This is a genomic window from Streptomyces sp. NPDC091209, from assembly GCF_044757755.1.
GTDB lineage: Bacteria > Actinomycetota > Actinomycetes > Streptomycetales > Streptomycetaceae > Streptomyces.
The window spans coordinates 264,394-286,902 of the sequence record NZ_JBIVVR010000004.1 but is presented as its reverse complement, the minus strand read 5'-3'; the positions used below and the strand labels follow the sequence as shown (position 1 = coordinate 286,902).

21 protein-coding genes and 1 pseudogene are annotated in these 22,509 nt (G+C 70.8%); 12 read left to right on the top strand and 10 right to left on the bottom strand.

Features of this window, described 5'->3' with window-relative positions:
* Positions 1–849 (bottom strand): annotated as a pseudogene (locus ACIQRL_RS14165) (hypothetical protein); the annotation flags it as partial.
* Positions 850–1,053: 204 nt separating this feature from the next.
* On the opposite strand from ACIQRL_RS14165, the gene gcl reads away from it, so the two are divergent.
* Positions 1,054–2,838, top strand: a complete 1,785-nt coding sequence (gcl, locus tag ACIQRL_RS14160; RefSeq protein WP_401331279.1) for a glyoxylate carboligase — start codon at positions 1,054–1,056, stop codon at positions 2,836–2,838.
* A 100-nt stretch (positions 2,839–2,938) separates the two neighbouring features.
* Positions 2,939–3,847, top strand: coding sequence for an alpha/beta fold hydrolase (locus ACIQRL_RS14155; RefSeq protein WP_401331277.1), 909 nt, complete (start codon positions 2,939–2,941; stop codon positions 3,845–3,847).
* Here ACIQRL_RS14155 and ACIQRL_RS14150 read toward each other — a convergent pair.
* The 4 genes from ACIQRL_RS14150 to ACIQRL_RS14135 all read right to left on the bottom strand — a co-directional run bounded on the left by ACIQRL_RS14150 (position 3,816) and on the right by ACIQRL_RS14135 (position 7,461).
* Positions 3,816–4,403 (bottom strand): TIGR04222 domain-containing membrane protein, encoded by a 588-nt coding sequence (locus ACIQRL_RS14150; RefSeq protein ID WP_401331275.1) that lies wholly within the window; start codon positions 4,401–4,403, stop codon positions 3,816–3,818. The two genes, ACIQRL_RS14155 and ACIQRL_RS14150, sit on opposite strands and share 32 nt — an antisense overlap.
* 226 nt (positions 4,404–4,629) lie before the next feature.
* Positions 4,630–4,878 (bottom strand): hypothetical protein, encoded by a 249-nt coding sequence (locus ACIQRL_RS14145; protein ID WP_401331273.1) that lies wholly within the window; start codon positions 4,876–4,878, stop codon positions 4,630–4,632.
* Positions 4,879–5,685: 807 nt separating this feature from the next.
* A complete protein-coding gene (locus tag ACIQRL_RS14140; protein WP_401331271.1) occupies positions 5,686–6,579 on the bottom strand; it encodes a 2-hydroxy-3-oxopropionate reductase in 894 nt (297 codons plus the stop codon).
* 42 nt (positions 6,580–6,621) lie between these two features.
* Positions 6,622–7,461 (bottom strand): TIM barrel protein, encoded by an 840-nt coding sequence (locus ACIQRL_RS14135; protein WP_401331269.1) that lies wholly within the window; start codon positions 7,459–7,461, stop codon positions 6,622–6,624.
* A gap of 505 nt (positions 7,462–7,966) precedes the next feature.
* Between ACIQRL_RS14135 and ACIQRL_RS14130 the strand changes: the two genes are divergently transcribed.
* The 9 genes from ACIQRL_RS14130 (at position 7,967) to ACIQRL_RS14090 (ending at position 17,282) form a co-directional block, all read left to right on the top strand.
* Positions 7,967–10,096 (top strand): glucose PTS transporter subunit IIA, encoded by a 2,130-nt coding sequence (locus ACIQRL_RS14130; protein WP_401331267.1) that lies wholly within the window; start codon positions 7,967–7,969, stop codon positions 10,094–10,096.
* Between the two features lie 103 nt (positions 10,097–10,199).
* On the top strand, positions 10,200–11,060 hold the full coding sequence (locus ACIQRL_RS14125) for a PRD domain-containing protein (protein WP_401331265.1): 861 nt from the start codon (positions 10,200–10,202) through the stop codon (positions 11,058–11,060).
* A gap of 210 nt (positions 11,061–11,270) precedes the next feature.
* Positions 11,271–11,531 carry a thiamine-binding protein gene (locus ACIQRL_RS14120; protein WP_401331263.1) on the top strand — a complete coding sequence of 87 codons (261 nt, stop codon included), beginning with the start codon at positions 11,271–11,273 and terminating at the stop codon, positions 11,529–11,531.
* The gene (locus ACIQRL_RS14115) at positions 11,528–11,896 is read left to right on the top strand and encodes a helix-turn-helix domain-containing protein (protein ID WP_261704543.1); all 369 of its coding nucleotides are present in this window, start codon (positions 11,528–11,530) and stop codon (positions 11,894–11,896) included. Before ACIQRL_RS14120 ends, ACIQRL_RS14115 begins: the two co-directional genes overlap by 4 nt.
* A gap of 175 nt (positions 11,897–12,071) precedes the next feature.
* Positions 12,072–12,644: a 2-oxo-4-hydroxy-4-carboxy-5-ureidoimidazoline decarboxylase gene (uraD, locus tag ACIQRL_RS14110; RefSeq protein ID WP_401331261.1), complete on the top strand. Its 573-nt coding sequence runs from the start codon at positions 12,072–12,074 to the stop codon at positions 12,642–12,644.
* Positions 12,641–13,042, top strand: a complete 402-nt coding sequence (gene uraH, locus ACIQRL_RS14105) for a hydroxyisourate hydrolase (RefSeq protein ID WP_401331259.1) — start codon at positions 12,641–12,643, stop codon at positions 13,040–13,042. The genes uraD and uraH overlap by 4 nt, the downstream gene beginning before the upstream one ends.
* 5 nt (positions 13,043–13,047) lie before the next feature.
* Entirely contained in the window at positions 13,048–14,016 is a 969-nt protein-coding gene (pucL, locus tag ACIQRL_RS14100) for a factor-independent urate hydroxylase (protein WP_401331257.1), read from the top strand.
* Between the two features lie 183 nt (positions 14,017–14,199).
* Positions 14,200–15,576: an 8-oxoguanine deaminase gene (locus ACIQRL_RS14095; RefSeq protein ID WP_401331255.1), complete on the top strand. Its 1,377-nt coding sequence runs from the start codon at positions 14,200–14,202 to the stop codon at positions 15,574–15,576.
* A gap of 371 nt (positions 15,577–15,947) precedes the next feature.
* The gene (locus ACIQRL_RS14090; protein WP_401331253.1) at positions 15,948–17,282 is read left to right on the top strand and encodes a nucleobase:cation symporter-2 family protein; all 1,335 of its coding nucleotides are present in this window, start codon (positions 15,948–15,950) and stop codon (positions 17,280–17,282) included.
* 74 nt (positions 17,283–17,356) lie between these two features.
* On the opposite strand, the gene ACIQRL_RS14085 is transcribed toward ACIQRL_RS14090, so the two are convergent.
* On the bottom strand, positions 17,357–18,172 hold the full coding sequence (locus ACIQRL_RS14085; RefSeq protein ID WP_401331251.1) for a chitosanase: 816 nt from the start codon (positions 18,170–18,172) through the stop codon (positions 17,357–17,359).
* A gap of 251 nt (positions 18,173–18,423) precedes the next feature.
* Positions 18,424–19,980 carry an MFS transporter gene (locus ACIQRL_RS14080; RefSeq protein WP_401331743.1) on the bottom strand — a complete coding sequence of 519 codons (1,557 nt, stop codon included), beginning with the start codon at positions 19,978–19,980 and terminating at the stop codon, positions 18,424–18,426.
* A 136-nt stretch (positions 19,981–20,116) separates the two neighbouring features.
* On the opposite strand from ACIQRL_RS14080, the gene ACIQRL_RS14075 reads away from it, so the two are divergent.
* A complete protein-coding gene (locus tag ACIQRL_RS14075; protein WP_401331249.1) occupies positions 20,117–20,518 on the top strand; it encodes a winged helix-turn-helix transcriptional regulator in 402 nt (133 codons plus the stop codon).
* Positions 20,519–20,545: 27 nt separating this feature from the next.
* On the opposite strand, the gene ACIQRL_RS14070 is transcribed toward ACIQRL_RS14075, so the two are convergent.
* The 3 genes from ACIQRL_RS14070 to ACIQRL_RS14060 all read right to left on the bottom strand — a co-directional run bounded on the left by ACIQRL_RS14070 (position 20,546) and on the right by ACIQRL_RS14060 (position 22,472).
* The gene (locus ACIQRL_RS14070; protein WP_401331247.1) at positions 20,546–20,968 is read right to left on the bottom strand and encodes an acyl-CoA thioesterase; all 423 of its coding nucleotides are present in this window, start codon (positions 20,966–20,968) and stop codon (positions 20,546–20,548) included.
* A gap of 156 nt (positions 20,969–21,124) precedes the next feature.
* The gene (locus tag ACIQRL_RS14065; protein WP_401331245.1) at positions 21,125–21,769 is read right to left on the bottom strand and encodes a hypothetical protein; all 645 of its coding nucleotides are present in this window, start codon (positions 21,767–21,769) and stop codon (positions 21,125–21,127) included.
* A 52-nt stretch (positions 21,770–21,821) separates the two neighbouring features.
* Positions 21,822–22,472 (bottom strand): histidine phosphatase family protein, encoded by a 651-nt coding sequence (locus ACIQRL_RS14060; RefSeq protein ID WP_401331243.1) that lies wholly within the window; start codon positions 22,470–22,472, stop codon positions 21,822–21,824.
* Positions 22,473–22,509 lie beyond the last annotated feature (37 nt).

The following is a 22,509-nucleotide window of genomic DNA, read 5'->3' as shown; positions in this document are numbered from 1 at the left end:
TGGGCTGGGTTCGGTGTTGTGGTCGGGGGTCTGGGTTCGGCCGGTGTTCGGGGGCTGGTCGGGTTCGGTGTCCTGGTTCCGGTCCTCGCCGTGGCTGCTGTCCCGGGGTGGGCTGGGTTCGGTGTTGTGGTCGGGGGTCTGGGTTCGGCCGGTGTTCGGGGGCTGGTCGGGTTCGGTGTCCTGGTTCCGGTCCTCGCCGTGGCCGGTGTCCCCGGGCGCGCCGGATTTGGTGTCCTGGTCCCGGGTCCGGGTTCCGGCTGTGTCCTGGGGGGTGTCGATGTCGCCGGGGCCGTTCTGGTTCTGTATTTCGGTCCTGTCGTTGTCCGGGACCGTGCTCTGGCCGGGGGTCTGACGACCGGATCCGGCTCCGTGGGGGGAACCGGTCTGACGGCCGGCCTCGCCGCCGTCGGGAGGGCTGACCCCTCCGGCGCCCGCCACCGGTGCGCCCGTGCCGTCGAGGCGCGTGCCGTCACGCGGCGCGGTGTCGTGCTGCGCGGTGTCGTTCGTGTCGTGCGCGGCCTCGGTAGGGAGCGGCGGTTGGGCGGCTCGCACCCCGCGGAGCGGAATCCGCAGCGTCGTTCCGCAGGGGCAGCCCAGCTCCGGGTGCGGCCACTCGCTCTCGCGGCCGCAGGCCTCGCAGCGGACCGGGACCCAGTCGTCGTCCCACGCGCGATGGGTGACGGGGATCGGCTCCGCGAGCCGGTCGAGAGGGGCCGTCACGGGTGCTCCGCACACACACGGATAGGACGGGGCCGCGTACAGGTGCTCGCGGCGGCAGGCCGGGCACCGCACCGGCACGCTGTCGGCCATGGACCGCTCCAGAAACTCACGTCGGGTCAGCGCGTCCATCGTCCTCCTGCCGGACGGCGTCCGGCAGCGAAACGCCGCGACGAGCCCCGGCCCGGTCCACAGCGTCGCCCGCCCTTGACGCTCTTTGCCCCGGCGCCTACATTGCTTCCAGATAGCAGAAGTTAGTTTCCGCAATACGGAATAGCGACTCTCCGCGGGGCGCGACGGGAGCAGCGAATCCGACAGCCGAAGCAGGAGTACTCCATGGCTCGTATGACCGCTGCCCGCGCGGCAGTCGAGATCCTCAAGCGCGAGGGCGTGACCGACGCGTTCGGCGTCCCCGGCGCGGCGATCAACCCCTTCTACGCGGCGCTCAAGGCGTCCGGCGGGATCAGCCACACCCTCGCCCGGCATGTCGAGGGCGCCTCGCACATGGCGGAGGGCTACACCCGCACGCACCCGGGCAACATCGGTGTCTGCATCGGCACATCGGGCCCCGCCGGCACCGACATGATCACCGGCCTCTACTCCGCGACCGGCGACTCGATCCCGATCCTGTGCGTCACCGGCCAGGCGCCGACCGCGGTGATCCACAAGGAGGACTTCCAGGCCGTCGACATCGCCTCGATCGCGCGGCCCGTGACCAAGATGGCCGTCACCGTCCTGGAGGCCGCGCAGGTTCCCGGTGTCTTCCAGCAGGCCTTCCACCTCATGCGCTCCGGGCGCCCCGGGCCGGTCCTCATCGACCTGCCCATCGACGTCCAGCTCACCGAGATCGAGTTCGACCCCGACACGTACGAGCCGCTCCAGGCGTACAAGCCCGCCGCGACCCGCGCCCAGATCGAGAAGGCGATCGGGCTGCTGAACGCGTCCGAGCGCCCGCTCATCGTGGCCGGCGGCGGGGTCATCAACGCCGACGCTGCCGAACTTCTCGTCGAGTTCGCCGAGTTGACGGGAACCCCGGTCGTCCCGACGCTCATGGGCTGGGGTGTGCTGCCCGACGACCACGAGCTCAACGCCGGCATGGTGGGCCTGCAGACCTCGCACCGCTACGGCAACGCGACCTTCCTGGAGTCCGACTTCGTCCTCGGCATCGGCAACCGCTGGGCCAACCGTCACACCGGCAACCTGGATGTCTACACGGCCGGACGGACGTTCGTGCACGTCGACATCGAACCCACCCAGCTCGGCAGGATCTTCGCCCCGGACTTCGGTATCGCCTCCGACGCGAAGGCCGCCCTGGAGCTCTTCGTCGAGGTGGCAAGGGAGTTGAAGGAGGCGGGCAGGCTGCCCGACCGCTCCGCGTGGGCCGCCTCGGCGCAGGAGAAGCGGGCCACGCTCCAGCGCCGGACGCACTTCGACGACATCCCGATCAAGCCGCAGCGGGTGTACGAGGAGATGAACAAGGCCTTCGGTCCGGAGACCCGGTACGTCACCACCATCGGCCTGTCGCAGATCGCCGGCGCCCAGATGCTGCACGTCTACCGGCCGCGCCACTGGATCAACTGCGGCCAGGCGGGCCCGCTCGGCTGGACCATCCCGGCCGCGCTCGGTGTCGCCAAGGCCGACCCCGACGCGCAGGTCGTCGCCCTCTCCGGGGACTACGACTTCCAGTTCATGATCGAGGAGCTGGCCGTCGGCGCCCAGCACCGGATCCCGTACGTCCATGTCCTGGTGAACAACGCCTACTTGGGCCTGATCCGGCAGGCGCAGCTCGGTCTGGACATCGACTTCCAGGTCAACCTGGAGTTCGAGAACATCAACTCCCCGGAACTCGGCGTCTACGGAGTCGATCACGTCAAGGTCGTCGAGGGCCTCGGCTGCAAGGCGATCCGCGTCACCGACCCGGGCGAACTCGGCGCCGCCTTCGAGCGGGCCAAGAAGCTCGCCGCCGAGTACCGGGTCCCGGTCGTCGTCGAGGCGATCCTGGAGCGCGTCACCAACATTGCCATGAGCAGGACGAACGACATCGGAAACGTGGTGGAGTTCGAGGAGATCGCCACCGAACCGGGCCACGCGCCCACCGCGATCCGGACACTGAAGGTCTGACGCGGTCGTTCGTCCGCCCGCCCAGGGGCGGCCCGCTCCAAGCTGCGGGCCGCTCTTGCGCGTTGTTCCCAGGGGCGGGCGGGTCCGGCATGCTCGCCCCATGCGGATGACCGTCCCCACCCCCCTCGGCGACATCGCCGTACGCTGCCCTCCCCCGTTTCCCGGCGCCCGGCCGGAGGGTGCCCCCGTCCCGCCGGACGCCCCCGCGCTGCTGCTTCTGCACGCCAACCCCGGGGACGGCCGTGACTTCGACGCCGTGCTGCCCGCCCTCGCCGACCGGTACCGCACCTTCGTCGTGGACTGGCCCGGATACGGCGACTCCACCGCCCCGGAACCCGGGCGGGTCACTCCCGAAGGGCTGGTCGAGGTCGCGGAGCGGGTGATCGACACGCTCGCCGAGGAACAGGGCGTGCGGGAGATCGCCGTGCTCGGCAACAGCGTCGGCGGCTATGTCGCCTGCCGTCTCGCCGAGGGCCCCCGCGCCGCGTCGGTCACCGCGCTCGTCCTGGTCGACCCGGCGGGCTTCACCCGGCACACCGCGTTCACCCGCTGGTTCTGCCGCGAGGTGATGGGCCGGCCCGCCCGTGCCCGTCGGCTGGTCGTCCCGCTGGCTCGCGCCTATCTGGGCCGGCTGGGTACGCCGAGCGCGCGGGAGACGTACGCCCGCGTCCGCCAACTGCCCCACGACGAGCGGAGACTGGCGGTGCACTGTGCCGTCTGGCGCGGTCTCGCAGAACCGGACTTCGGCCTCGCGGATCCGGCCGCCCTGGATCTGCCGATCCTGCTCCTGTGGGGGAGCCGTGACCCGGTCGTCCCCGCCCTCCTCGACGGCCGCCGCGCCCAACGCATGCTTCCCGCCCGGACGTTGAGCGTTCTGCTGCCCACCGCCCACGAGCCGTACAACGAAAGCCCGGGTCTCTTCCTGCGGCACATCCTGCCGTTCCTGGAGAACCCGCGGGCGGTCACCGCACGGAGTGTCAAGCCCCCCAGCCGCCCGCGCAGCCGGTGAAAGCATCGCCCCCCACGTCGCCGCTCCGGGACAGCCCCCGCTCCTCCCGGCCGCCGCGCCCCTTCAGTCCGGCGGCCTCGGTGAAGCGCGGCACCAGCACGGTCAGGGCGGCGTCGCCGTAGAGGGCGACCGCGAGCAGGACATCGGCCGCGGACAGGCCCTCCGGTCCGGTGGGAGGCGGGACCGCGGCACGCAGCTCCCGGAGGACACGCCGGGCGGCGCGCGTCCGGCGCGGGGGCAGGCGGCGCAGCAGTCCGGCCGCTGCGGCCTCGCCGCGCAGCTCCGCCAGCGCCCGTCGCACGCGCGGCCGGTCCATCAACTCCCGCATTCCCGAGGGGAGATAGAGCGAGCCGCGCACGGCCCTCTCCAGGGGGAGCCCTGACACGAAGGGCGTCCCCGGGGGCGGGGTCGAGGTCCGTATCGTGACCGGCGGGCCCGGGACCACCGCGCCCCTCAGATGCAGGGCGACCACGGCGACCTTCACGGCCGCGCGGGGCCCGCCACGCAGCAGCGCGACGGTCAAAGGCCCAGGCCCGACCGCCGCGCTCCCGCTCATGGTGCTTCCCCCGTACCCCCGTTCGGGACCCGCCGCCCCCGTGCCGGCGGGCCCCGTGTGCCGAGAATGTGCCTCATCCGGCGGGAGGTGAAGCCCCTGGGGCACTGTTCAGAGGTTGATTTGAGGGTTCCGTAGGCGTTCTACGCCCGCTTGTGTACGGACGGGGGTCCGTTTGCCGCCCGTTTCCGGGTTCCCGGTGTCCGGGGCCGGCCCGTGCCGGCGGCCCTCATCCGTCCGAGTGATCCGAGTGTCCCGTGTGCTCGGAGAGGCCCGGCCAGTCGTCGGGGCCGCCGCCCTGCCACTCGATGATGTCGCTCTCCTCGACCTCGATCGCGTCGAGGTCGACGTCCGCCTGACGCAGGATCTCGACCACGTCGTCGAGGTGGTACGCGATGCCGAGCACCCGGTCGCCCTCGGTGACCCGCCGCGACCCGTCCAGCGCCGGTGTGTGCACCACGATCCTGGGAAGAACCACGCCGTCAGCCTCCATGGTCCCAGGCTGCTGCGTGCGGCCGGAATCCGCTACCCGGAGCCCGGCGCGCCGCGCTGCGGGGTTGTGGCCGTCCGACGGCGCGAGGCTGGGCGCGACAGTACATTCGCGCCGCCGGACGGAGTCCGTGGCCCTCAGGGCCGGTGGGGGTCCCGTGGGCCGGTGAGGCTGGGACCGCGGCGGATGCGACGGAACCGTGACGACGCTTCCCTCAGGTCGAGAAGCGGGTCCTGGGACCTTCACCACCGCACTGGCTCGCATGCCGCCGCGGTCCTCGCCCTGCCCGCGGTCCCGTCGTGCGGCCACCCCTCATCGGGGCCGCTCGATCCACCGCGGGCTACGCGCATCGCCCTGACATTCCGTCAGGGGCGGTACGCGAGACGGGGGTTCAGTCTTCGTGCAGAGCGCGGACGCCACTTCCACGCGCCTGCCGTACTCCGGGTCGTACGAGAGGTCGACGGATCGGGCGGAAATCTTCTTCCGTCATGTGGACATCAACCGCTTGCTGGAGCCTAGGTTCGGTGCGAAGCTGACGTCAACAGTTTGTTGAAGTGGCTTGGTCGGGCGGTCGGCTCAAGGCGGTTCGGTGAGGCGGATCCGGGCCGCGGCGGCGCCTGGGCGCGACAGGACAGGTGTCAGCGCCACCGCGGCCCGGAAGTTCGAGATGTCCGGGCAGGGCCCGGCGGGTACTCGGAGGTGTTCAGCCCCTCGGCCGAGCCGGCGTACCCGGCCATGGTCCGGCTCCAGGCGTGGTGTTCAGGACCTGGCCGTTGCCCGGCTCCCGGCCGTGGTTCAGATCTGTGCGCCGGAGAGGCGCTCGACCGCGCGCAGCAGCGCGGAGTGGTCCAGGCCGCCGTCGCCCTGCGCGCGCAGACTGGCGACGAGCTGGGCGACCACGGCGCCGACGGGCAGCGCGGCGCCCACGTTGCGGGCGGCGTCCGTGACGATGCCCATGTCCTTGTGGTGCAGGTCGACGCGGAAGCCCGGCTTGAAGTCGCGGTTCAGGAAGTTGTCCTTCTTGCGGGCCAGCACGGTGGAGCCCGCGAGACCGCCGCCGAGGACGTCGAGCGCGGCCTTGAGGTCCACGCCGGATCGCTCCAGGAAGACCACGGCCTCGGCGCACGCCTGGATGTTCACGGCGACGATGAGCTGGTTGGCCGCTTTCACGGTCTGGCCCGAGCCATGCGGACCGCACAGCACGATGGTCCGGCCGAGCGCCTCGAACAGGGGCTCCGCCTCGTCGAAGTCGTCCTGCTCGCCGCCGACCATGATCGACAGCACGGCCTCGATCGCGCCGGCCTCGCCGCCGGACACCGGGGCGTCCAGGACGCGAACGCCCTTCTCGGCGCCGGCCTTCGCGAGGTCCACCGAGGTCTGCGGGGTGATGGAGGACATGTCGACCAGCAACGCGCCGGACCGCACGTTCTCCAGGATGCCGTCGGGGCCGTACGCGATGGCCTCGACCTGCGGGGAGGCGGGCACCATCGTGATCACCACGTCGGCCTCCCGCACGGCGTCGCCGATCGAGGCGGCGGCGGTGCCACCGGCGGCGGTCAGGCGCTCCAGCTTGTCCGGCTCCAGCGTGTAACCGGTGACGTCGTACCCGGCCTTGATCAGGTTCTCCGCCATGGGTGAACCCATGATGCCCAGGCCGATCCATGCCACCTTGGGGAGGTTGTCGCTCATGAGTGCCTCTCTGGAATGTCTCTTACGTCATCGGGGTGCCGCTCAGCGGGCGGCTCGGGCTGCGGCGGGCAGCCAGTCGAAGGACTCGGCGCTCGGCCGGTCGCCCGGCTTGTACTCCAGGCCGACCCAGCCCTCGTAACCGGCCTCGGCCAGTTGGCCGAGGAGTTCCTCCAGCGGGAGGGTGCCGGTGCCCGGTGCGCCGCGGCCGGGGTTGTCGGCGATCTGCACATGGCCGGTCCGGTCGGCGTACTCGGCGATCACCCGGGGCAGGTCCTCGCCGTTCATGGAGAGGTGGTAGAGGTCCATGAGGAACCTGGCGTTGCCGAGGCCGGTGGCAGCGTTGACCTTGTCGACGACGGCGACCCCGGCCGGTGCGGTCACCAGCGGGTAGTGCGGCGACTCCAGCTCGTTGAGGGTCTCTACGAGGAGGATCGCGCCGATCCAGTCGGCGGCCCGCGCCGCGAGAGCCAGGTTCTCCAGCGCGAGCGCGTCCTGCTCGCTCGGGTCGACGCCCTCGACGCGGTTGCCGTACAGGGCGTTGAGCGCCGTGCAGCCCAGTGACCCGGCGAAATCGGCGGCCACGTCGATGTTGGCGCGGAATCTCGCCGACTCCTCCCCGGGGATCGACAGGGCGCCCCGGTCGGGACCGGGCAACTGCCCGGCGTAGAAGTTCAGCCCCGTCAGCCGGACGCCCGCGTCCTCGATCGCCTGCCTCAGGGCGTCGAGCTCGGACTGCTCGGGGGTGGGGGAGTCGACCCAGGGCCACCACAGCTCGACCGCGGTGAAGCCCGCCGCGGCGGCTGCCGCGGGGCGCTCCAGGAGCGGGAGTTCCGTGAAGAGGATCGACAGGTTGACGTTGAAGCGCTGGTCCGCGAATCCCATGGGGGTCGGCGCTCCCTTCCGTACTGGCGGCCGTGCTGTCGGCCGGGCCGGCGATTCAGGGTTATTCCGTATCGAATTCCGCATTGCGGAAGTTCGTTTCTGCTTAATGGAAGATTGCCGCCGTGTGTCGGGGCTTGTCAAGGGGTGTCGGCGGAAAGCCGCGGCCGTGCACCGCGCGGTACGGCGTGCTCACGGCCGCTCGGAGTCGTCGAGGGTGCTCTGATCCGCCTGGAGGTTGACCGCAGGCCGGAGCCCGCAGGGGTTCGCCCTCGCTCCGCGCGGTGCTATAGTCATTTCCGATCGATATCGATCGCAGGATTGTTACTCCCTATGGATGCCATCGTCGTCGCCACTCGCGATGCCACGGCGGCGTTCCGCTCGACGGGAGGCAAGGCCTGGGTGGCGCCACGTGCGCGACCCGGGCCTTTTTTGTTGCCTCGGTCCGGACGTGAGAGATCGCGGGCCGAGGCAGGACCGCAAGAGACCAGGGATGCAGGGACGCAGCATGAACACACCAACGACCGAGTCGCTGGCGGAGAAGATCCTCCGCGGCGTCGGCGGACCCGAGAACATCGAGAGCCTCACGCACTGCGCGACGCGGCTGCGTTTCCAGCTCCATGACGGCGAGAAGGTCGACCAGGCCGCGCTCGACGCCCTCGACGGCGTCATGGGCACCGTGCCCCAGTCCGGCGACCGCTTCCAGATCGTGATCGGCGGAGCAGTGGCGGGCGTCTACTCCGACGTCATGAACCTGCCGTCGATGAGCGGCGCCGGCACACCCCGCCCGCAGTCCGACGCCGAGGTCAAGGCCGAGATCCGCGCCAAGGGCCGCGGCCGCTTCGCCTGGCTCGACAACTTCTTCGAGTACCTCTCGGACTCGTTCCGCCCGCTCCTGGGCGTACTGCTCGGCGCCTCGCTGATCATCGCGATCGCCTCCATGCTCGACGCCTTCGGCGTGGTCGACTTCCGGTCCGCGGACAAGTCCGCCACCTGGGTCTTCGTCGACTCGATGTGGCGCTCGGTGCTGTACTTCCTGCCGATCATGGTCGCCTACAACGCGGCCAAGAAGCTGAAGATCGACCCATGGGTCGGCGCCGCGGTGATGGCCGCGGTGATGACCCCGAACTTCACCGGCATGATCGGTTCCAAGACCCCCGGCGTCGTCACCCACACCAACGCGACACTGGGCACCTCGGAGTCCGTGGCGCACGTCTTCGGGCTGCCGATGCAGCTCAACGACTACGGCGGCCAGGTGTTCGTGCCGCTGCTGATGGTCGCGCTGCTCGCCCTGGTCTACAAGGGCCTGAAGCGGATCTTCCCCGAGAACGTGCAGATGGTCTTCGTGCCGTTCTTCAGCATGCTGATCATGATCCCGATGACCGCCTTCCTCATCGGCCCCATGGGAGTCTGGGCCGGCAACGGCCTCGGCACGGGTCTGTCCTGGCTGAACGGCCACGCCCCGCTCGTCTTCGCGATCGTCATCCCGATGCTGTACCCGTTCCTGGTGCCGCTGGGTCTGCACTGGCCGCTGAACGCGCTCATGCTCGTGAACATCAACACCCTCGGGTACGACTTCATCCAGGGCCCCATGGGCACGTGGAACTTCGCCTGCTTCGGCGCGACCGCCGGTGTCCTGGCGCTGTCGATCCGGCACCGTGAGAAGGACATGCGCCAGACCGCCACCGGCGCCCTGGCCGCGGGTCTGCTCGGCGGTATCTCCGAGCCGTCGCTGTACGGCATCCACCTGCGCTTCAAGAGGATCTACCCGCGCATGCTCGTCGGGTGCCTCGTGGGCGGTGTGATCATCGGTCTCCTGGGCGGCGTGAACACCAAGGCCTTCGCCTTCACCTCCCTGCTGACCATCCCGGTCTTCAACCCGATGATCAAGTACATCATCGCGATCTCGGCGGCCTTCTTCACCTCGATGGCGCTCGTGTACTTCTCCGACTACCGGACCAAGGAGGAGCGCGCCGAGGCCAACGCCGAGCGTGACGCGGCCGAGGCCACCACTCGCGGTGGGATTCCCGCCCCCGCCGCACCGGCCGATGACCGCGAGCTCGTCGCCGTCGGCGCCGCTGCCACTGTCACCGGTGCCTCCGCCGCCTCCGCCGCCTCCGCCGCCTCCGCCGGCTCCGCCGCGGTGTCCGCCGGCCCGGCCGATGTCTCCGCCGCTGCCGGCGAGGGCATCGAGCTGGCGGCGCCGGTCGCGGGTCATGTGGTCGGCCTCGGCGAGGTCGAGGACCCGGTCTTCGCCTCCCGCGCGCTCGGCGAGGGCGTGGGCATCGAGCCGGCCGACGGCCGCGTCGTCTCCCCGGTGGACGGCGAGCTGATCACCGTCGCCGATACAGGCCACGCCTTCGGCATCCGAACCGCGGACGGCATCGAGGTGCTCATCCACATCGGCATCGACACGGTGCAGATGAAGGGGGAGGGGTTCGACGTGCGCGTCGAGTCCGGCCAGAAGATCTCTGCCGGTGACCTCCTCGCCGAGGTCGATCTCGACGCCGTGCGCGCCGCGGGGCACCCGACCATCACCCTCATGACCGTCCTCAACACCGCGGACATGGCCTCGGTCGAGCCGTACACCGGGCAGGACGTCGCTGCCGGTGCTCGGGTGGTGACCGTCCGGCGCTGATGGCCCGCCGTCGATCGGGGCGCGCCCGCCCCCCGCAAGGGGCGTGCGCGCCCCGCGTCGGTTCGGGAGAGGATTGGGGCACGGACGGAAAGGAGGGCCGGCGGTGAAGGCTCTGCGTGTCCTCAACAACAACGTGGTCCTCGCGAGCGACGAGAAGGGCCGACCTGTCATCCTCACCGGGCGGGGCATCGGCTTCAGCTCCCACCAGGGCAAGCCCGTCGACCCCGCGCTGATCGAGCGCGTCTTCGTCCCGGCCGACGACCGCGACCCCGCACCCGACGCGGACCATCTCGCCGAGGCCCTCGCCCTCATCAGCGAGAAGGTCCTGCAGGCCGTCGTGACCGCCCTCGGCGACGTGGGCATCGAAGGGCGCGAGTCCACTCGCCCCACCCTCGCCATCGCCATCGCCGACCATGTCGCCGGCGCGCTGGACCGGGCCGCGCAAGGCATCGTCATCGAGTACCCGTTGCGAGCCGAAGTGCAGACCCTCTACGCCACGGAGTACGCCCAGGCGCAGCTCCTGCTGCAGGCCATCAACCAGCACGTGGACCCGGAACTGGAGCCCTCCGAGGCGACCGCGCTCGCGTTGCACCTGGTCAACGCGGGCTTCGTCTCGGGCGACCTGTCGTTCACGTACACGATGACCGGGGTCATCCAGCAGATGCTCGCCGTCGTACGGGAGCGATACGGGCTGGACGTCTCCCACCAGTCCATGAACGTGGCGCGGTTCATCACCCATGTCCGCTACCTCTTCGTACGGATCCAGCAGCGTCAGCAGCTGACGGGTCAGGAGTCCACGATCGGCAAGGGCATCCGCGAGCACTACCCGGAGGCGACCCGCACCGCGCAGCAGCTGGCGACGATCGTCGAACTGCGTCTGGGGCGGCGTCTGAGCGAGGACGAGGTCTCCTACCTGGCGCTCCACGTGGCCCGCATGACCATGGACGTGGCAAGGGCGGCCTGAGCTGGGGTGTCGGGGCTTCGACCGCACGCTCCGCGGCACTCCTGCGCATCTCCGCCGATCGCTGCGGGCGAGTCCGTTAAGGTCGTACCGGAGCGGCTGGGGCACTGGACCAGGTGCTCCGTGCGGTGGCGGCAGAATGTGCCCCCGATGTGCCCTCTCAATCGGAGGGCTGAGGGAACACGCAGGTCAGAGCGATGCCTTGGGGGCGCAGTGCGATTGAGAGTGGAGTTCACGACCGAGCCCTTCGATCTCGACGAGGCCCCCCGGCACGCCCTGGTCGCCCGTGAGGTGATCGAGGCGGCCGAGCTGGACGCCGTGGACGTCGGCCCGTTCGGCAACACGGCGGAAGGCGGCGCGGACACCGTGCTCACCGCGGTCGACGCGCTGCTGCGCAAGGTCCTTGAGGCGGGCGCCACCCGGGTCTCGCTCCAGGTGAACGTCGTGGGCGCGGCCGGGGAGGGCGATAAGTGACCGGAATCGGGGACGACCCCTTCGTCACGGCGGTCAAGCCGCTGGTCGACGCCATGGGGGGCGAGATGCTGCCGCCCGAGCTGGCCGGCGTCGATGACGTCGTGCTGTCCTGGGAGGGCGCGGACGTCGTCGCCGTACGTCTGCCGCAGCTCGCCGACTCGCTGGACCACATCCTCGCCGCCCTGGAGCGCAAGCGCGGCAAGCCGCTCGCGGAGCTCGACCGCAAGGCCAAGCAGGAGATCGTGCGCATACTGGAAGCGCGCGGAGCCTTCTCCGTGCGGCACGGTGTGGAGACCGTGGCGAGCGCGCTCGGCGTGAGCCGGTTCACCGTCTACAACTACCTGAATCGCGAAAAGGACGCCTGACCGGCGAAAACGCGCCTCAGAACGGCAGGGGTCCGCCCGCCGTCACCCCGCCGCCGTCCGGAACGACCGGGCGGCGGTTTTCGTAACCCGAAGTTTTCAACAAAGTGTTGACGTGGTGTTTCCGAGGGCGTTAGCTATCCGCAGCCCGTCCAGCACAAGGCCACGGAGGCTTCCCATGACGTCGAGTACGACATCTGGCGGCCTCGCCCGCTTCAACACCCTTCAGGAGCGCGCGGCCTTCGCCGTCCTCCACGAGGCGTGCGCCTCCCGCGCATGGGCCGAGCGGCTGCTCGCCGCCCGGCCCTACGCGACCGCGGACGACCTGTACGCCGCGAGCGACGCCGCCACGGCCGAGCTGACCGCCACGGACCTGGCGGAGGCGATGGCCGGGCACCCGCCCATCGGGCGGCCGAGACCCGGCGACCCGACCTCCTCCCGCGAGCAGCGCGGCATGGCAGGCGCCTCCGCGGAGCTCAAGGAGGAGATGCTCGAACTGAACCTGGCCTACCAGGGGAAGTTCGGCCATGTGTTCCTCATCTGCGCCACCGGCCGGACCGGCGAGCAGATGCGCGACGCGGTCAAGGAGCGCATCGGGAACTCCGCCGGGCGGGAGCGCGAGATCGTCCGCGTCGAACTGGGGAAGATCAACCGCATCCGTCTCGGCCGTCTCGTAGATCTCGCGGAGGAAGAGCCGGGCGGTCCCGTACAAGAAGAACCCGGCAGTCCCGTACAGGAAGAAGAGGCATGAGCACCGACACCACGGCCTCCGTGTCCACCCACATCCTGGACACCAGCGTGGGCCGCCCCGCCGAGGGCGTCGCCGTCCAACTCGCCGCCCGCGCCGGGCGCGAGGGCGACTGGCGGGCGCTCGGCGGTTCCGCGACCGACGCGGACGGCCGGTGCAAGGACCTTCCGGCCCTGCCGGAGGGCACGACCCATGTACGGCTCGACTTCGCGGTCGAGGAGTACTTCGAGTCGGATTCAGCGACACAGCGAGCCGATGCGCAGCAGGACGCCCCCGCGAATCGGGACAGCGAGACGTTCTTCCCCGAGGTGACGATCACCTTCGCCGTCAGGCCGGGCGAGCACTACCACGTACCGCTGCTGCTCAACCCGTTCGGCTACTCCGTTTACCGAGGGAGCTAGCAGACATGACCGACCCTTCCCCCCGCGGCACCGACCCATCCCACCGCGGGCGCCCCGTGCTCCTGGGCCAGAACCAGTACGGCAAGGCCGAGAACCGCGTCGTCAAGATCACCCGCGACGGCGACACCCACCACATCAAGGACCTGAACGTGTCCGTCGCGCTGAGCGGCGACATGCGGGAGGTCCACCTCTCGGGCTCCAACGCGAACGTCCTGCCGACGGACACCACCAAGAACACGGTGTACGCCTTCGCCAAGGAGCACGGCATCGAGTCCGCCGAGCGGTTCGGCATCCACCTGGCCCGGCACTTCGTGACCGGCCAGGAGCCCATCAAGCGGGCGCGCATCCGCATCGAGGAGTACGCCTGGGAGCGCATCGAGGCCTCGGACGCCAACTCCCGCTCCATCGGCGCCGACGAGGTCAAGCACTCCTTCGTACGCAAGGGCCAGGAGACGCGCGTCACCCAGATCACCTACGACGGTGAGACCTGGGAGGTCGTCTCCGGCCTGAAGGACCTGGTCGTGATGAACTCGACGAACTCCGAGTTCTGGGGCTACGTCAAGGACAAGTACACGACCCTCCAGGAGGCGTACGACCGCATCCTGGCCACCCAGGTCTCCAGCCGCTGGCGCTTCAACTGGACTGGCGACGAGCAGAAGATGCCCGACTGGGACAAGTCCTACGACCAGGTCAAGAAGCACATGCTGCAGGCCTTCGCGGAGACCTACTCCCTCTCGCTCCAGCAGACCCTCTACCAAATGGGCGCGCGGATCATCGACCACCGCGGCGAGATCGACGAGGTCCGCTTCTCGCTCCCGAACAAGCACCACTTCCTGGTGGACCTGAAGCCGTTCGGCCTGGAGAACGACAACGAGGTCTACTTCGCGGCCGACCGCCCGTACGGACTCATCGAGGGCACCGTCCTGCGGGACGGATGCGAGCCCCGCATCCCGGTGGACCTCACCAACCTGTAGCACCGCGCCCGGCGGTCCGCCCGGACCGCCCCCGCGGTACTGCCGCTGTACCCCCGACGCGGGCGCCGGCGTCACGTCCCAGGGGAGAGCGGGGGCATCTGCGCAACCACAGCACAACGGACCCGTTCGTCACCCCGCTCGGCCCCCGGGTCCGTCCGCCAATGGGAAGAACGAGGAACCGCAGTGGCAGTCCAGCGCATCGTCATCGAGAACTGCGCCATCGCGACCGTGGACGCGGGCGACACCGAGTACGCCTCGGGCCACCTCGTCGTCGCCGACAACAGGATCGAGTCGGTGGGCGCCGGCAAGGCCCCCGAGAACCTGGAGAACGTGGTCCGCCGCGTCGACGGCACCGGCCATCTGGCCACGCCCGGCCTGGTGAACACCCACCACCACTTCTACCAGTGGATCACCCGCGGCCTCGCCACGGACCACAACCTCTTCGACTGGCTCGTCGCGCTGTACCCGACCTGGGCGCGTATCGACGAGCCGATGGCCTACGCGGCCGCACAGGGCTCCCTCGCCATGATGGCCCGCGGCGGCGTCACCACCGCCATGGACCACCACTACGTCTTCCCCAAGGGCTCCGGAGACCTGTCCGGCGCCATCATCCGGGCCGCCCGTGAGACGGGTGTCCGCTTCACGCTCGCCCGCGGCTCCATGGACCGCAGCGAGAAGGACGGCGGACTGCCGCCGGACTTCGCCGTCGAGACCCTCGAAGGGGCACTGGCCGCCACCGAGGCGACCGTCGACGAGCACCACGACGCCTCCTTCGACAGCATGGTCCAGGTCGCCGTCGCACCCTGCTCGCCCTTCTCCGTCTCCACCGAACTCATGAAGCAGGGCGCCGAGTTGGCCCGCCGCAAGGGGGTACGGCTACACACGCACGGTTCGGAGACCGTGGAGGAGGAGCAGTTCTGCAAGGAACTGTTCGGCATGGGCCCCACCGACTACTTCGAGTCGACCGGATGGCTCGGCGAGGACGTGTGGATGGCGCACTGCGTCCACATGAACGACTCCGACATCGCCGCCTTCGCCCGTACGAGGACCGGTGTCGCGCACTGTCCCTCCTCCAACGCCCGGCTGGCCGCGGGGATCGCCAGGGTCCCCGACATGCTGGCCGCAGGTGTCCCGGTCGGCCTCGGCGTCGACGGCACCGCGTCCAACGAGTCGGGCGAACTCCACACCGAGCTGCGCAACGCCCTGCTCGTCAACCGGCTCGGCGCCCACCGCGAGGCCGCCCTGAACGCCCGTCAGGCGTTGCGCCTCGGCACCTACGGAGGGGCCCAAGTCCTGGGCCGCGCAAGCCAGATCGGCTCCCTGGAGGCGGGCAAGCTCGCCGACCTCGTGCTGTGGAAGCTGGACACGCTGGCGCACGCCTCGATCGCCGACCCGGTGACGGCGCTCGTCTTCGGCGCCGCCGCCCCGGTCACCCTCTCGCTCGTCGACGGAAAGCCGGTCGTCGAGGACAGCCGGCTCCTCAACGTCGACGAGGACGCCATCGCCCGCTCCACGCGGGACGAGGCACAGCGCCTCGCGCGGATCACCGCGCAGGCCTGACCACCACAGAACTCCGGCCGAGGGGGACGGCCCTCGGCCGGTAGCCGTGGACCCGAGCGGGGTCCACGGCGGCCGCAGCCGGGGCGTGCATGGACGTGCGCGCCCCGGAACGGTCTCCGCCGCGCGGACCCCGTGTCCCGCGACGGCCATCGTCCCGGTCCCGCACGACCGCGCATCACCTCCCTGACACCCACGTCGACGGCGACGTGTACCCGACCGGAGGAGCCGCCGTGGCCGCCCAGCCCGAGCCCAGCACCGATGCCCGACCAACCGGATCAACGAGAGCGACGGGATCAACGAGAGCGACGGGAACAACTGCACCAACCGGCACGTCCGTACACCCGGTCGACGAGAGACTGCCCGCCCTGAAGATGGCGGCCAGCGGCCTGCAGCACGTGGCCGCCATGTACGCGGGAGTCGTCGCCCCGCCCCTGATCGTCGGCGCCGCGGTCGGTCTTCCCGCCGGCGAACTCACCTTCCTCACCGGCGCCTGCCTGTTCACCGCGGGTCTCGCCACCTTCCTGCAGACCCTCGGATTCTGGAAGATCGGGGCCCGGCTGCCCTTCGTCAACGGCGTCACCTTCGCCGGGGTCGCCCCCATGACGGCCGTGGTCGCCTCCGCCAAGGACAAACACGACGCCCTGCCGGTCATCTTCGGCGCGGTCGTCGTCGCCGGGGTACTCGGATTCATCGCCGCCCCCTACTTCAGCAGGGCCGTCCGGTTCTTCCCGCCCGTCGTCACCGGCAGCGTGATCACGCTCATCGGCATCTCGCTGCTGCCGGTCGCCTTCGGCTGGGCGCAGGGCCCGAACCCCGCGGCGGACGACTACGGTTCACGGACCTCCCTGGGGCTCGCGGCGGCGACCCTCGTCATCGTCCTGCTGCTGCGCCGCTTCACGCGCGGCTTCGTCAAGCAGATCGCGGTCCTGCTCGGGCTCGTCATCGGCACGCTCGTGGCGATCCCCTTCGGCGTCACGGACTTCGGGCCGGTGGCCGACGCGGACGTGGTCGGCTTCCCGACGCCGTTCCACTTCGGCGCCCCGCAGTTCCACCTCGCCGCGATCCTCTCGCTCTGCGTGGTGATGGTCGTCTCGATGACCGAATCGACCGCGGACATGCTGGCGTTGGGCGAGATCGTGGAGCGCCCCGCCGACGAGCGGACCATCGCGGCCGGGCTGCGCGCCGACACCCTCGGCTCGGCGCTGAGCCCGCTCTTCAACGGCTTCATGTGCAGCGCCTTCGCCCAGAACATCGGCCTCGTCGCGATGACGAGGATCCGCAGCCGGTACGTCGTCGCCACCGGCGGCGGCTTCCTGGTCCTGATGGGGCTGTGCCCGATGGCCGCGTCACTGATCGCCGTCGTACCGCGCCCGGTGCTCGGCGGGGCCGGTGTCGTCCTCTTCGGCTCCGTCGCGGCCAGCGGCATCCAGACGCTGGTCAGGGCGGGCCTGGAGAAGGACAACAACGTGCTGATCGTGGCCGTCTCCCTGGCGGTCGGCATCATCCCGATCACCGCGCCGGCCTTCTACCACGCGTTCCCGCAGACCGTACGGATCGTTCTCGACTCCGGCATCTCGACGGGCTGCGTCACGGCCGTCGTCCTCAACCTCGTCTTCAACCACCTCGGCAGGGGACGCGAGAACGCGGGTGAAGTGACGCACCCCATGGAGGCGGGGGAGGACCTCACGGCGGTACCGGCCCACTGAGCGGACGGACCGGAACGGGCCCACGCAGGGCGCGGCACGAGAGACGTGCCGCGCCCTGCGCCGTACCGCGGGCGTCAGCCGATGTGGTAACTGTCCCCGTAGACCTTCCAGTCCAGCGGCGTGTTCAGGTTCAGGTTCCGGTTGCGTACGAAGACCCGTTGCTCGGTGTCGACCCGCGTGGTGTCGGAGTGGGCCTCCTCCTGCTTCATGGCCCACACCCGGGCGTCGAGGAAGGCGTTCAGGTACGTCACCTCGTCGCCGCCCTGGGCCGGCGTCCTGGCCTTCGCCAGCGCGCGCCGCCGGATGTTGCTGAAGCTGGTGCTGTCGCCGCCGTCGCCGTGCATCACGATGGCGTCGTAGTACGTGAACTGACCGAGGGCGCCGATGCCGTCGGCCTTGCCCTGCCGTACGGCGGGGTTGAAGTAGACACGGTCGCGCTCGTCGTTCTGGGCCTGCTGGAACACCGTGTCCTGGGCGGCCTTGCGCCAGGCGGCGGGGAAGCCGGGGTCCAGGCCCTCATGGGAGTCGCTGCCGTCGACCTGGCGCAGCGCGGGCAGGTACTTCGCCAGGACGTTGCCGGGCTTGCGCTGGGTGTACAGCTCGACCAGGTCGAGCATGTCGTGGGTGCCCGAGCAGAAGCCGATGATCCCGGCGGTGTAGCCGCGCCCGTCGCCGATGTCCTCGATGTACTTGTACTGCGCCTTCCAGTCCAGCGAGGAGTTCTCCGCGCTGGAGACCAGCTTCATGGCGATCTCCTTCTTCGCCGGGTCGTCCAGGCCGACCGCGGCGGCCGTCGCGGTCTGGCCGGTGATCAGGGGACCTGCCACCAATGAGGCTCCGATCAGGGCGAGCAGGGTGCGACGCGAAGTGCCTATGTGGGGGGTGTGCACGGTACCTCCGATGGGGGAGTGGTGCTGCCGCGTACTGTTAGGAAAGTTTCCTACCAGAGATTGAAGGCGGCGTATACCCGTCAGGGGAAGGGGAGTTGAGGCCGCGGGCCGAACACGAACCGCGCCGGGCTACGGTCTGAGGCGCGCGAACGGTACGAACAGTACGAACGGCACGGACGCCGCACAGGTCGCGCGGCACATCGGGGCGGAGGCCAGTGTGGACGCGCCGCGCACGGACTGCCGGCGGTCTACTACGGCTTCGACCAGGTGCCGGTGCCGGTCCGTGCGCCCGAGACGGCCGGGTCGGCGGAAGAGGGTGCGTGAGGAGGCGCTTCCGCTGCCGAGGCGGTTGAGGGGGTCCCGGCGGTCGAGGGGGGTGAGACGGTTCGGCCGGGGCGCAGCAGGGCGGCGGTCAGGACGAGGGCTGTGGCCGCGATGGCCGCGGCGACCGTGAACGCCAGCCGGTAGCCGTCCGCCGTCGCCGCGACGAGGTGCTCGCCCGCGCCGGTCAGCCGCTTCGTGCGGCTCGCCGCCAGTGTGGTCAGCACGGCCAGCCCCAGTGAACCGCCCACCACCTGCGTGGTGTTGAAGAGCCCGGAGGCCAGTCCGGCGTCCTCCGGGCGGGCACCCGACATGGCGAGCCCGGTCACCGCGGGCATCGCGGCCGCGAATCCGGCCGCGAGCAGGAGCAGCGGGGGCAGCACGTCGGTGACGTACGACCCTTCGACCGGGGCCCGGCCGAGCAGCTCCAGGCCCGCCGTGATCAGGGCGAGTCCGGCGAGCAGGACGCGGTACGGGCCGAAGCGGGAGATCGTGCGCGCCGACAGGCTCAGCATCAGCACGCCGATCGCGATCGGCGCGGGCAGGAACGCCGTGCCGGTGAGCAACTCGCTGTAGCCGAGCACGCGTTGGAGGTAGAGCGCGCCGAGGTACTGGAAGCCGTACATCCCGGCGATCATGAGGATCTGCACGCCGTTCGCACTTGTCAGGGTCCGGGAGCGGAACAGCCGCAGCCGCAGCAGGGGGCGGGCGGCCCACGCCTGGCGCAGGGTGAATCCGGCGAAGAGGGCGAGCGCGAGCAGGCCGAGGGCGAGGGTGCCGCCGAGGCCACGCTCCCCGGCGCCGACGATCGTGTACACCGTCAGCATCAGGGCGCCGGTGACCAGGGCCGCGCCGGGATAGTCGGCGCCGCTGCCGAGGCCGGCCCCCGTGTCCGGGGTGAGGATCCGCAATGCGGCGACCAAGGCCAGTACGCCGATCGGCAGGTTGATGAGGAAGATCCAGTGCCAGCCGAGTGCCTGCGTCAACGCGCCGCCCAGGAAGGTGCCGAGGGCCCCGCCGGCGGCCCCGACCGCGCTGAACACCGCGATGGCGCGGCCCTGTTCGCGGGGCTCGGGGAAGAGCGCCACCAGCATGCCGAGGACCACGGCCGAGGTCATCGCCCCGCCGACACCCTGGAGTGCGCGGGCCGCGACCAGCATGCCCTGCCCCTCGGCGACCCCGCACAGCACGGACGCGGCGGTGAACACGGCGAGACCGCCCGTGAACATCCGCCTGCGGCCCACCAGATCACCGAGCCTGCCCACGAGCAGCAACAGCCCCCCGAACGGGATCAGATAGGCGTTCACGACCCAGGCGAGCCCGGAGGCGGAGAAGCCGAGGTCGCTCTGGATGGCGGGCATGGCGACGGTGACGATGTTCCCGTCCAGGATCGTCATCAGCGTGCCCGCGCACAGGACGACGAGGGAGGCCCACCGGGAGTACGTTCGTGGTGTCGACGGCCTCGGCTGTTCGGTCCGGGACGGCATGACGGTGACCTCCGTGTTGTGCATGGACCGCGTCGATACGCACCGCGTCGGTCCATGGGCGTTCTCCCTTGGGGCACGACTTGTAACGGGGTACAGCGTGAGTGACCATGGGAGACCGGCGTAAGGAGGCACTCCAATGTCCCAGGGGAACACCGGTGTTACCTCGCAGGCAGTCCTCGCGCAGGCGTGTCCGGTCCGCGAGGTTCTTGACAGGGTCGCCGGGAAATGGAGCGTGCTGATCATCGTGGCCGCCGCGCACGGCCCGATCCGCTTCACCGAACTGGAGCGCAGCGTCGAGGGGATCAGCCGCCGCATGCTGACCCTGACCCTGCGCAATCTGGAGCGCGACGGCCTCGTCACCCGCACCGTGCATCCGACGGTACCGCCGAAGGTCGAGTACGAACTCACCCCGGTGGCACGCGAGTTGCACGTGACGCTGCTCTCCCTGACCGACTGGGCCGAGCGGCACCGCGTCACGATCGCCGAGTCCCGCGCGGCCTACGACGCCGAACACCGGCCGGAGTCGGTCGACGCGTAGGCCGCCCGGCTGCGCGGCCCGCGGAGGTCAGTCCTCGAAATGGCCGGGGTCGGTGGCCAGGGACTTGAAGACATCCCGGGGGCCCGGCAGGAGCCGGCGTTCCGCGAGGTCCATCAGTCCGCAGACCGCCGCGATCTCGGCGGACACCGTGCCGTCCGTCTTCCGGATGGTCTGCTCCATGCGGAAGCTCTTGCCCTCACCCCAGATGAAGGCGCACGTCACCTCGACCTCGTCGCCGGCGAGCAGCTCGCGCCGGTAGCGGATGGTCGTCTCCAGGACGACCGGGCCCACGCGCCGGTCCGCCAGCTCCGCCTGGGTGATCCCCGCCGCGTGCAGCAGGGACCAGCGGGCGTGCTCGGCGTACTGCAGATACACGCTCTGGTTCAGATGCCCCTGCACATCGGTCTCGTATCCGCGAACGGTCACGGGGACGGAAAACGGCTCTGCCACGACTTTCCCTTCTGCGACTGCTTCGACGACTGCGACTGTTCCACCACTGCGATTGTTTCCGAGGCCGGGACCGCTTCCATACCGCACCTGCCCAGCCGGGCCGTGACGGCGGCAGGACCGCGACTGCCGGGCTCTCCTCGGTTCGCCGCACGCGCCTCACGTCCGCCGGGGCGAGGCCAGCGCGTACCGGGCACCCGTGCGCGGTTCCGTGTGTTCGCCGACCTGCCAGCCCGCCTTCTCCAGCGTGGCCGCGCAGGCGCCCAGCGCCTCCGGGTCGGGTTCGTACACGGCGACGGCCTCCGGCTGCGGTGTCGCCCGAATCCGGTAGCCGCCGCCCTCGGTTCCGGCGGGCCGGTGCCCCGCCGCCTCCAGCGCGAGCGCGGCGGCCTGCACCAGATGCGTACGCTCCCAGGCGCACGGAAGGCCGGTGGCGCCGTCCGGACGGGTCATCCGGCGCAGCTCCAGGAGCCCCTGCCAGGCGCTGTGCACCTCCCGCAGCCGCGCGGGGCCCGCCTCGGGCCCCTCCTCGCCGCCGATCCGCGCGGCGAACACCCCGGACGCCGTCCCCGCGGACACCTCGGCGGTGCCGGCTGGCTCGGCCGTCTCGGGTATCCCGGGTGCGTCGCGCAGCCGATGGCCGGCCGGTGTCAGGAAGTGGTCGCGCGGGGGGCGCGGATGGCGGAACGCGAGTCCACGCTTCACCAGGGCGGTGAGCTGGGCCTCGGTGCCCTTCAGCCGCCCGGTCACGGGGTCGGCGGCATCGATGACGCGCCGCTGCGCGGCGGTCGGCGGTCGTGTCACGGCGCTCCCTCCACCACCGGGTGGTGCCACGACGCTCCTGCCCGGCCGTGGCTCAGTGGTCCTGCGACCGCTCTCCCGCCGGGGGGAGCGGTCCATGGGAACAGTACGCGTCGGGTCTGACATTCCAGCCGGCCACCACATGCCGCCGGTGCTCCGTGCTCAGCCGGCTCATCGTCCCGGTGGCGAGCTGGAAGAGGGCGCCGGACTGGGCGGTCAGCCCGAGCCGGCGCGCGGTCAGCACCCGCAGGAAGTGGCCGTGCGAGACGACGACCACGCTGCCCTCCGACTCGGCCAGCGCCGCGTCGATCCTGGCCAGGGCTCGTTCGGCGCGCGCCCCCACCTCGTCCGGGCTCTCCCCGGGGTGCTCCGGCGGCCCGGCCGCGACGCCGTCCGTGAACAGGAACCAGTCGGGCCGCTCCCGGTGGATCTCGACGGTCGTGATCCCCTCGTACCCGCCGTAGTCCCACTCGCGGAGATCGGCGTCGACGCGCGCGTCGGCGACCCCCGCCAGCTCGGCCGTCTCCCGCGCCCGGCGCATCGGGCTGACGAACGTCGCCGCGATGTGGTGCCGGGCGATCAGCGGACCGAGCCGCCGCGCCTGCTCACGGCCGTTGTCGGTCAGCGGGACATCGGTCGACCCCGTGTGCCGCCCGGACATCGACCATTCGGTCTCACCGTGCCGTACCAGGAGCAGGTCACCCATCGCCGCGCCCTTTCCGTCCGTGCGTCAGCCGCTCTCC

Bases quoted from the DNA above. Each gene is read 5' to 3' on its own strand.
- gcl (WP_401331279.1), top strand. From the start codon at position 1,054: ATGGCTCGTATGACCGCTGCCCGCGCGGCAGTCGAGATCCTCAAGCGC.
- ACIQRL_RS14155 (WP_401331277.1), top strand. From the start codon at position 2,939: ATGCGGATGACCGTCCCCACCCCCCTCGGCGACATCGCCGTACGCTGC.
- ACIQRL_RS14150 (WP_401331275.1), bottom strand. From the start codon at position 4,403: ATGAGCGGGAGCGCGGCGGTCGGGCCTGGGCCTTTGACCGTCGCGCTG.
- ACIQRL_RS14140 (WP_401331271.1), bottom strand. From the start codon at position 6,579: ATGAGCGACAACCTCCCCAAGGTGGCATGGATCGGCCTGGGCATCATG.
- ACIQRL_RS14135 (WP_401331269.1), bottom strand. From the start codon at position 7,461: ATGGGATTCGCGGACCAGCGCTTCAACGTCAACCTGTCGATCCTCTTC.
- ACIQRL_RS14130 (WP_401331267.1), top strand. From the start codon at position 7,967: ATGAACACACCAACGACCGAGTCGCTGGCGGAGAAGATCCTCCGCGGC.
- uraD (WP_401331261.1), top strand. From the start codon at position 12,072: ATGACGTCGAGTACGACATCTGGCGGCCTCGCCCGCTTCAACACCCTT.
- uraH (WP_401331259.1), top strand. From the start codon at position 12,641: ATGAGCACCGACACCACGGCCTCCGTGTCCACCCACATCCTGGACACC.
- pucL (WP_401331257.1), top strand. From the start codon at position 13,048: ATGACCGACCCTTCCCCCCGCGGCACCGACCCATCCCACCGCGGGCGC.
- ACIQRL_RS14090 (WP_401331253.1), top strand. From the start codon at position 15,948: ATGGCGGCCAGCGGCCTGCAGCACGTGGCCGCCATGTACGCGGGAGTC.
- ACIQRL_RS14080 (WP_401331743.1), bottom strand. From the start codon at position 19,980: ATGCCGTCCCGGACCGAACAGCCGAGGCCGTCGACACCACGAACGTAC.
- ACIQRL_RS14075 (WP_401331249.1), top strand. From the start codon at position 20,117: ATGTCCCAGGGGAACACCGGTGTTACCTCGCAGGCAGTCCTCGCGCAG.
- ACIQRL_RS14060 (WP_401331243.1), bottom strand. From the start codon at position 22,472: ATGGGTGACCTGCTCCTGGTACGGCACGGTGAGACCGAATGGTCGATG.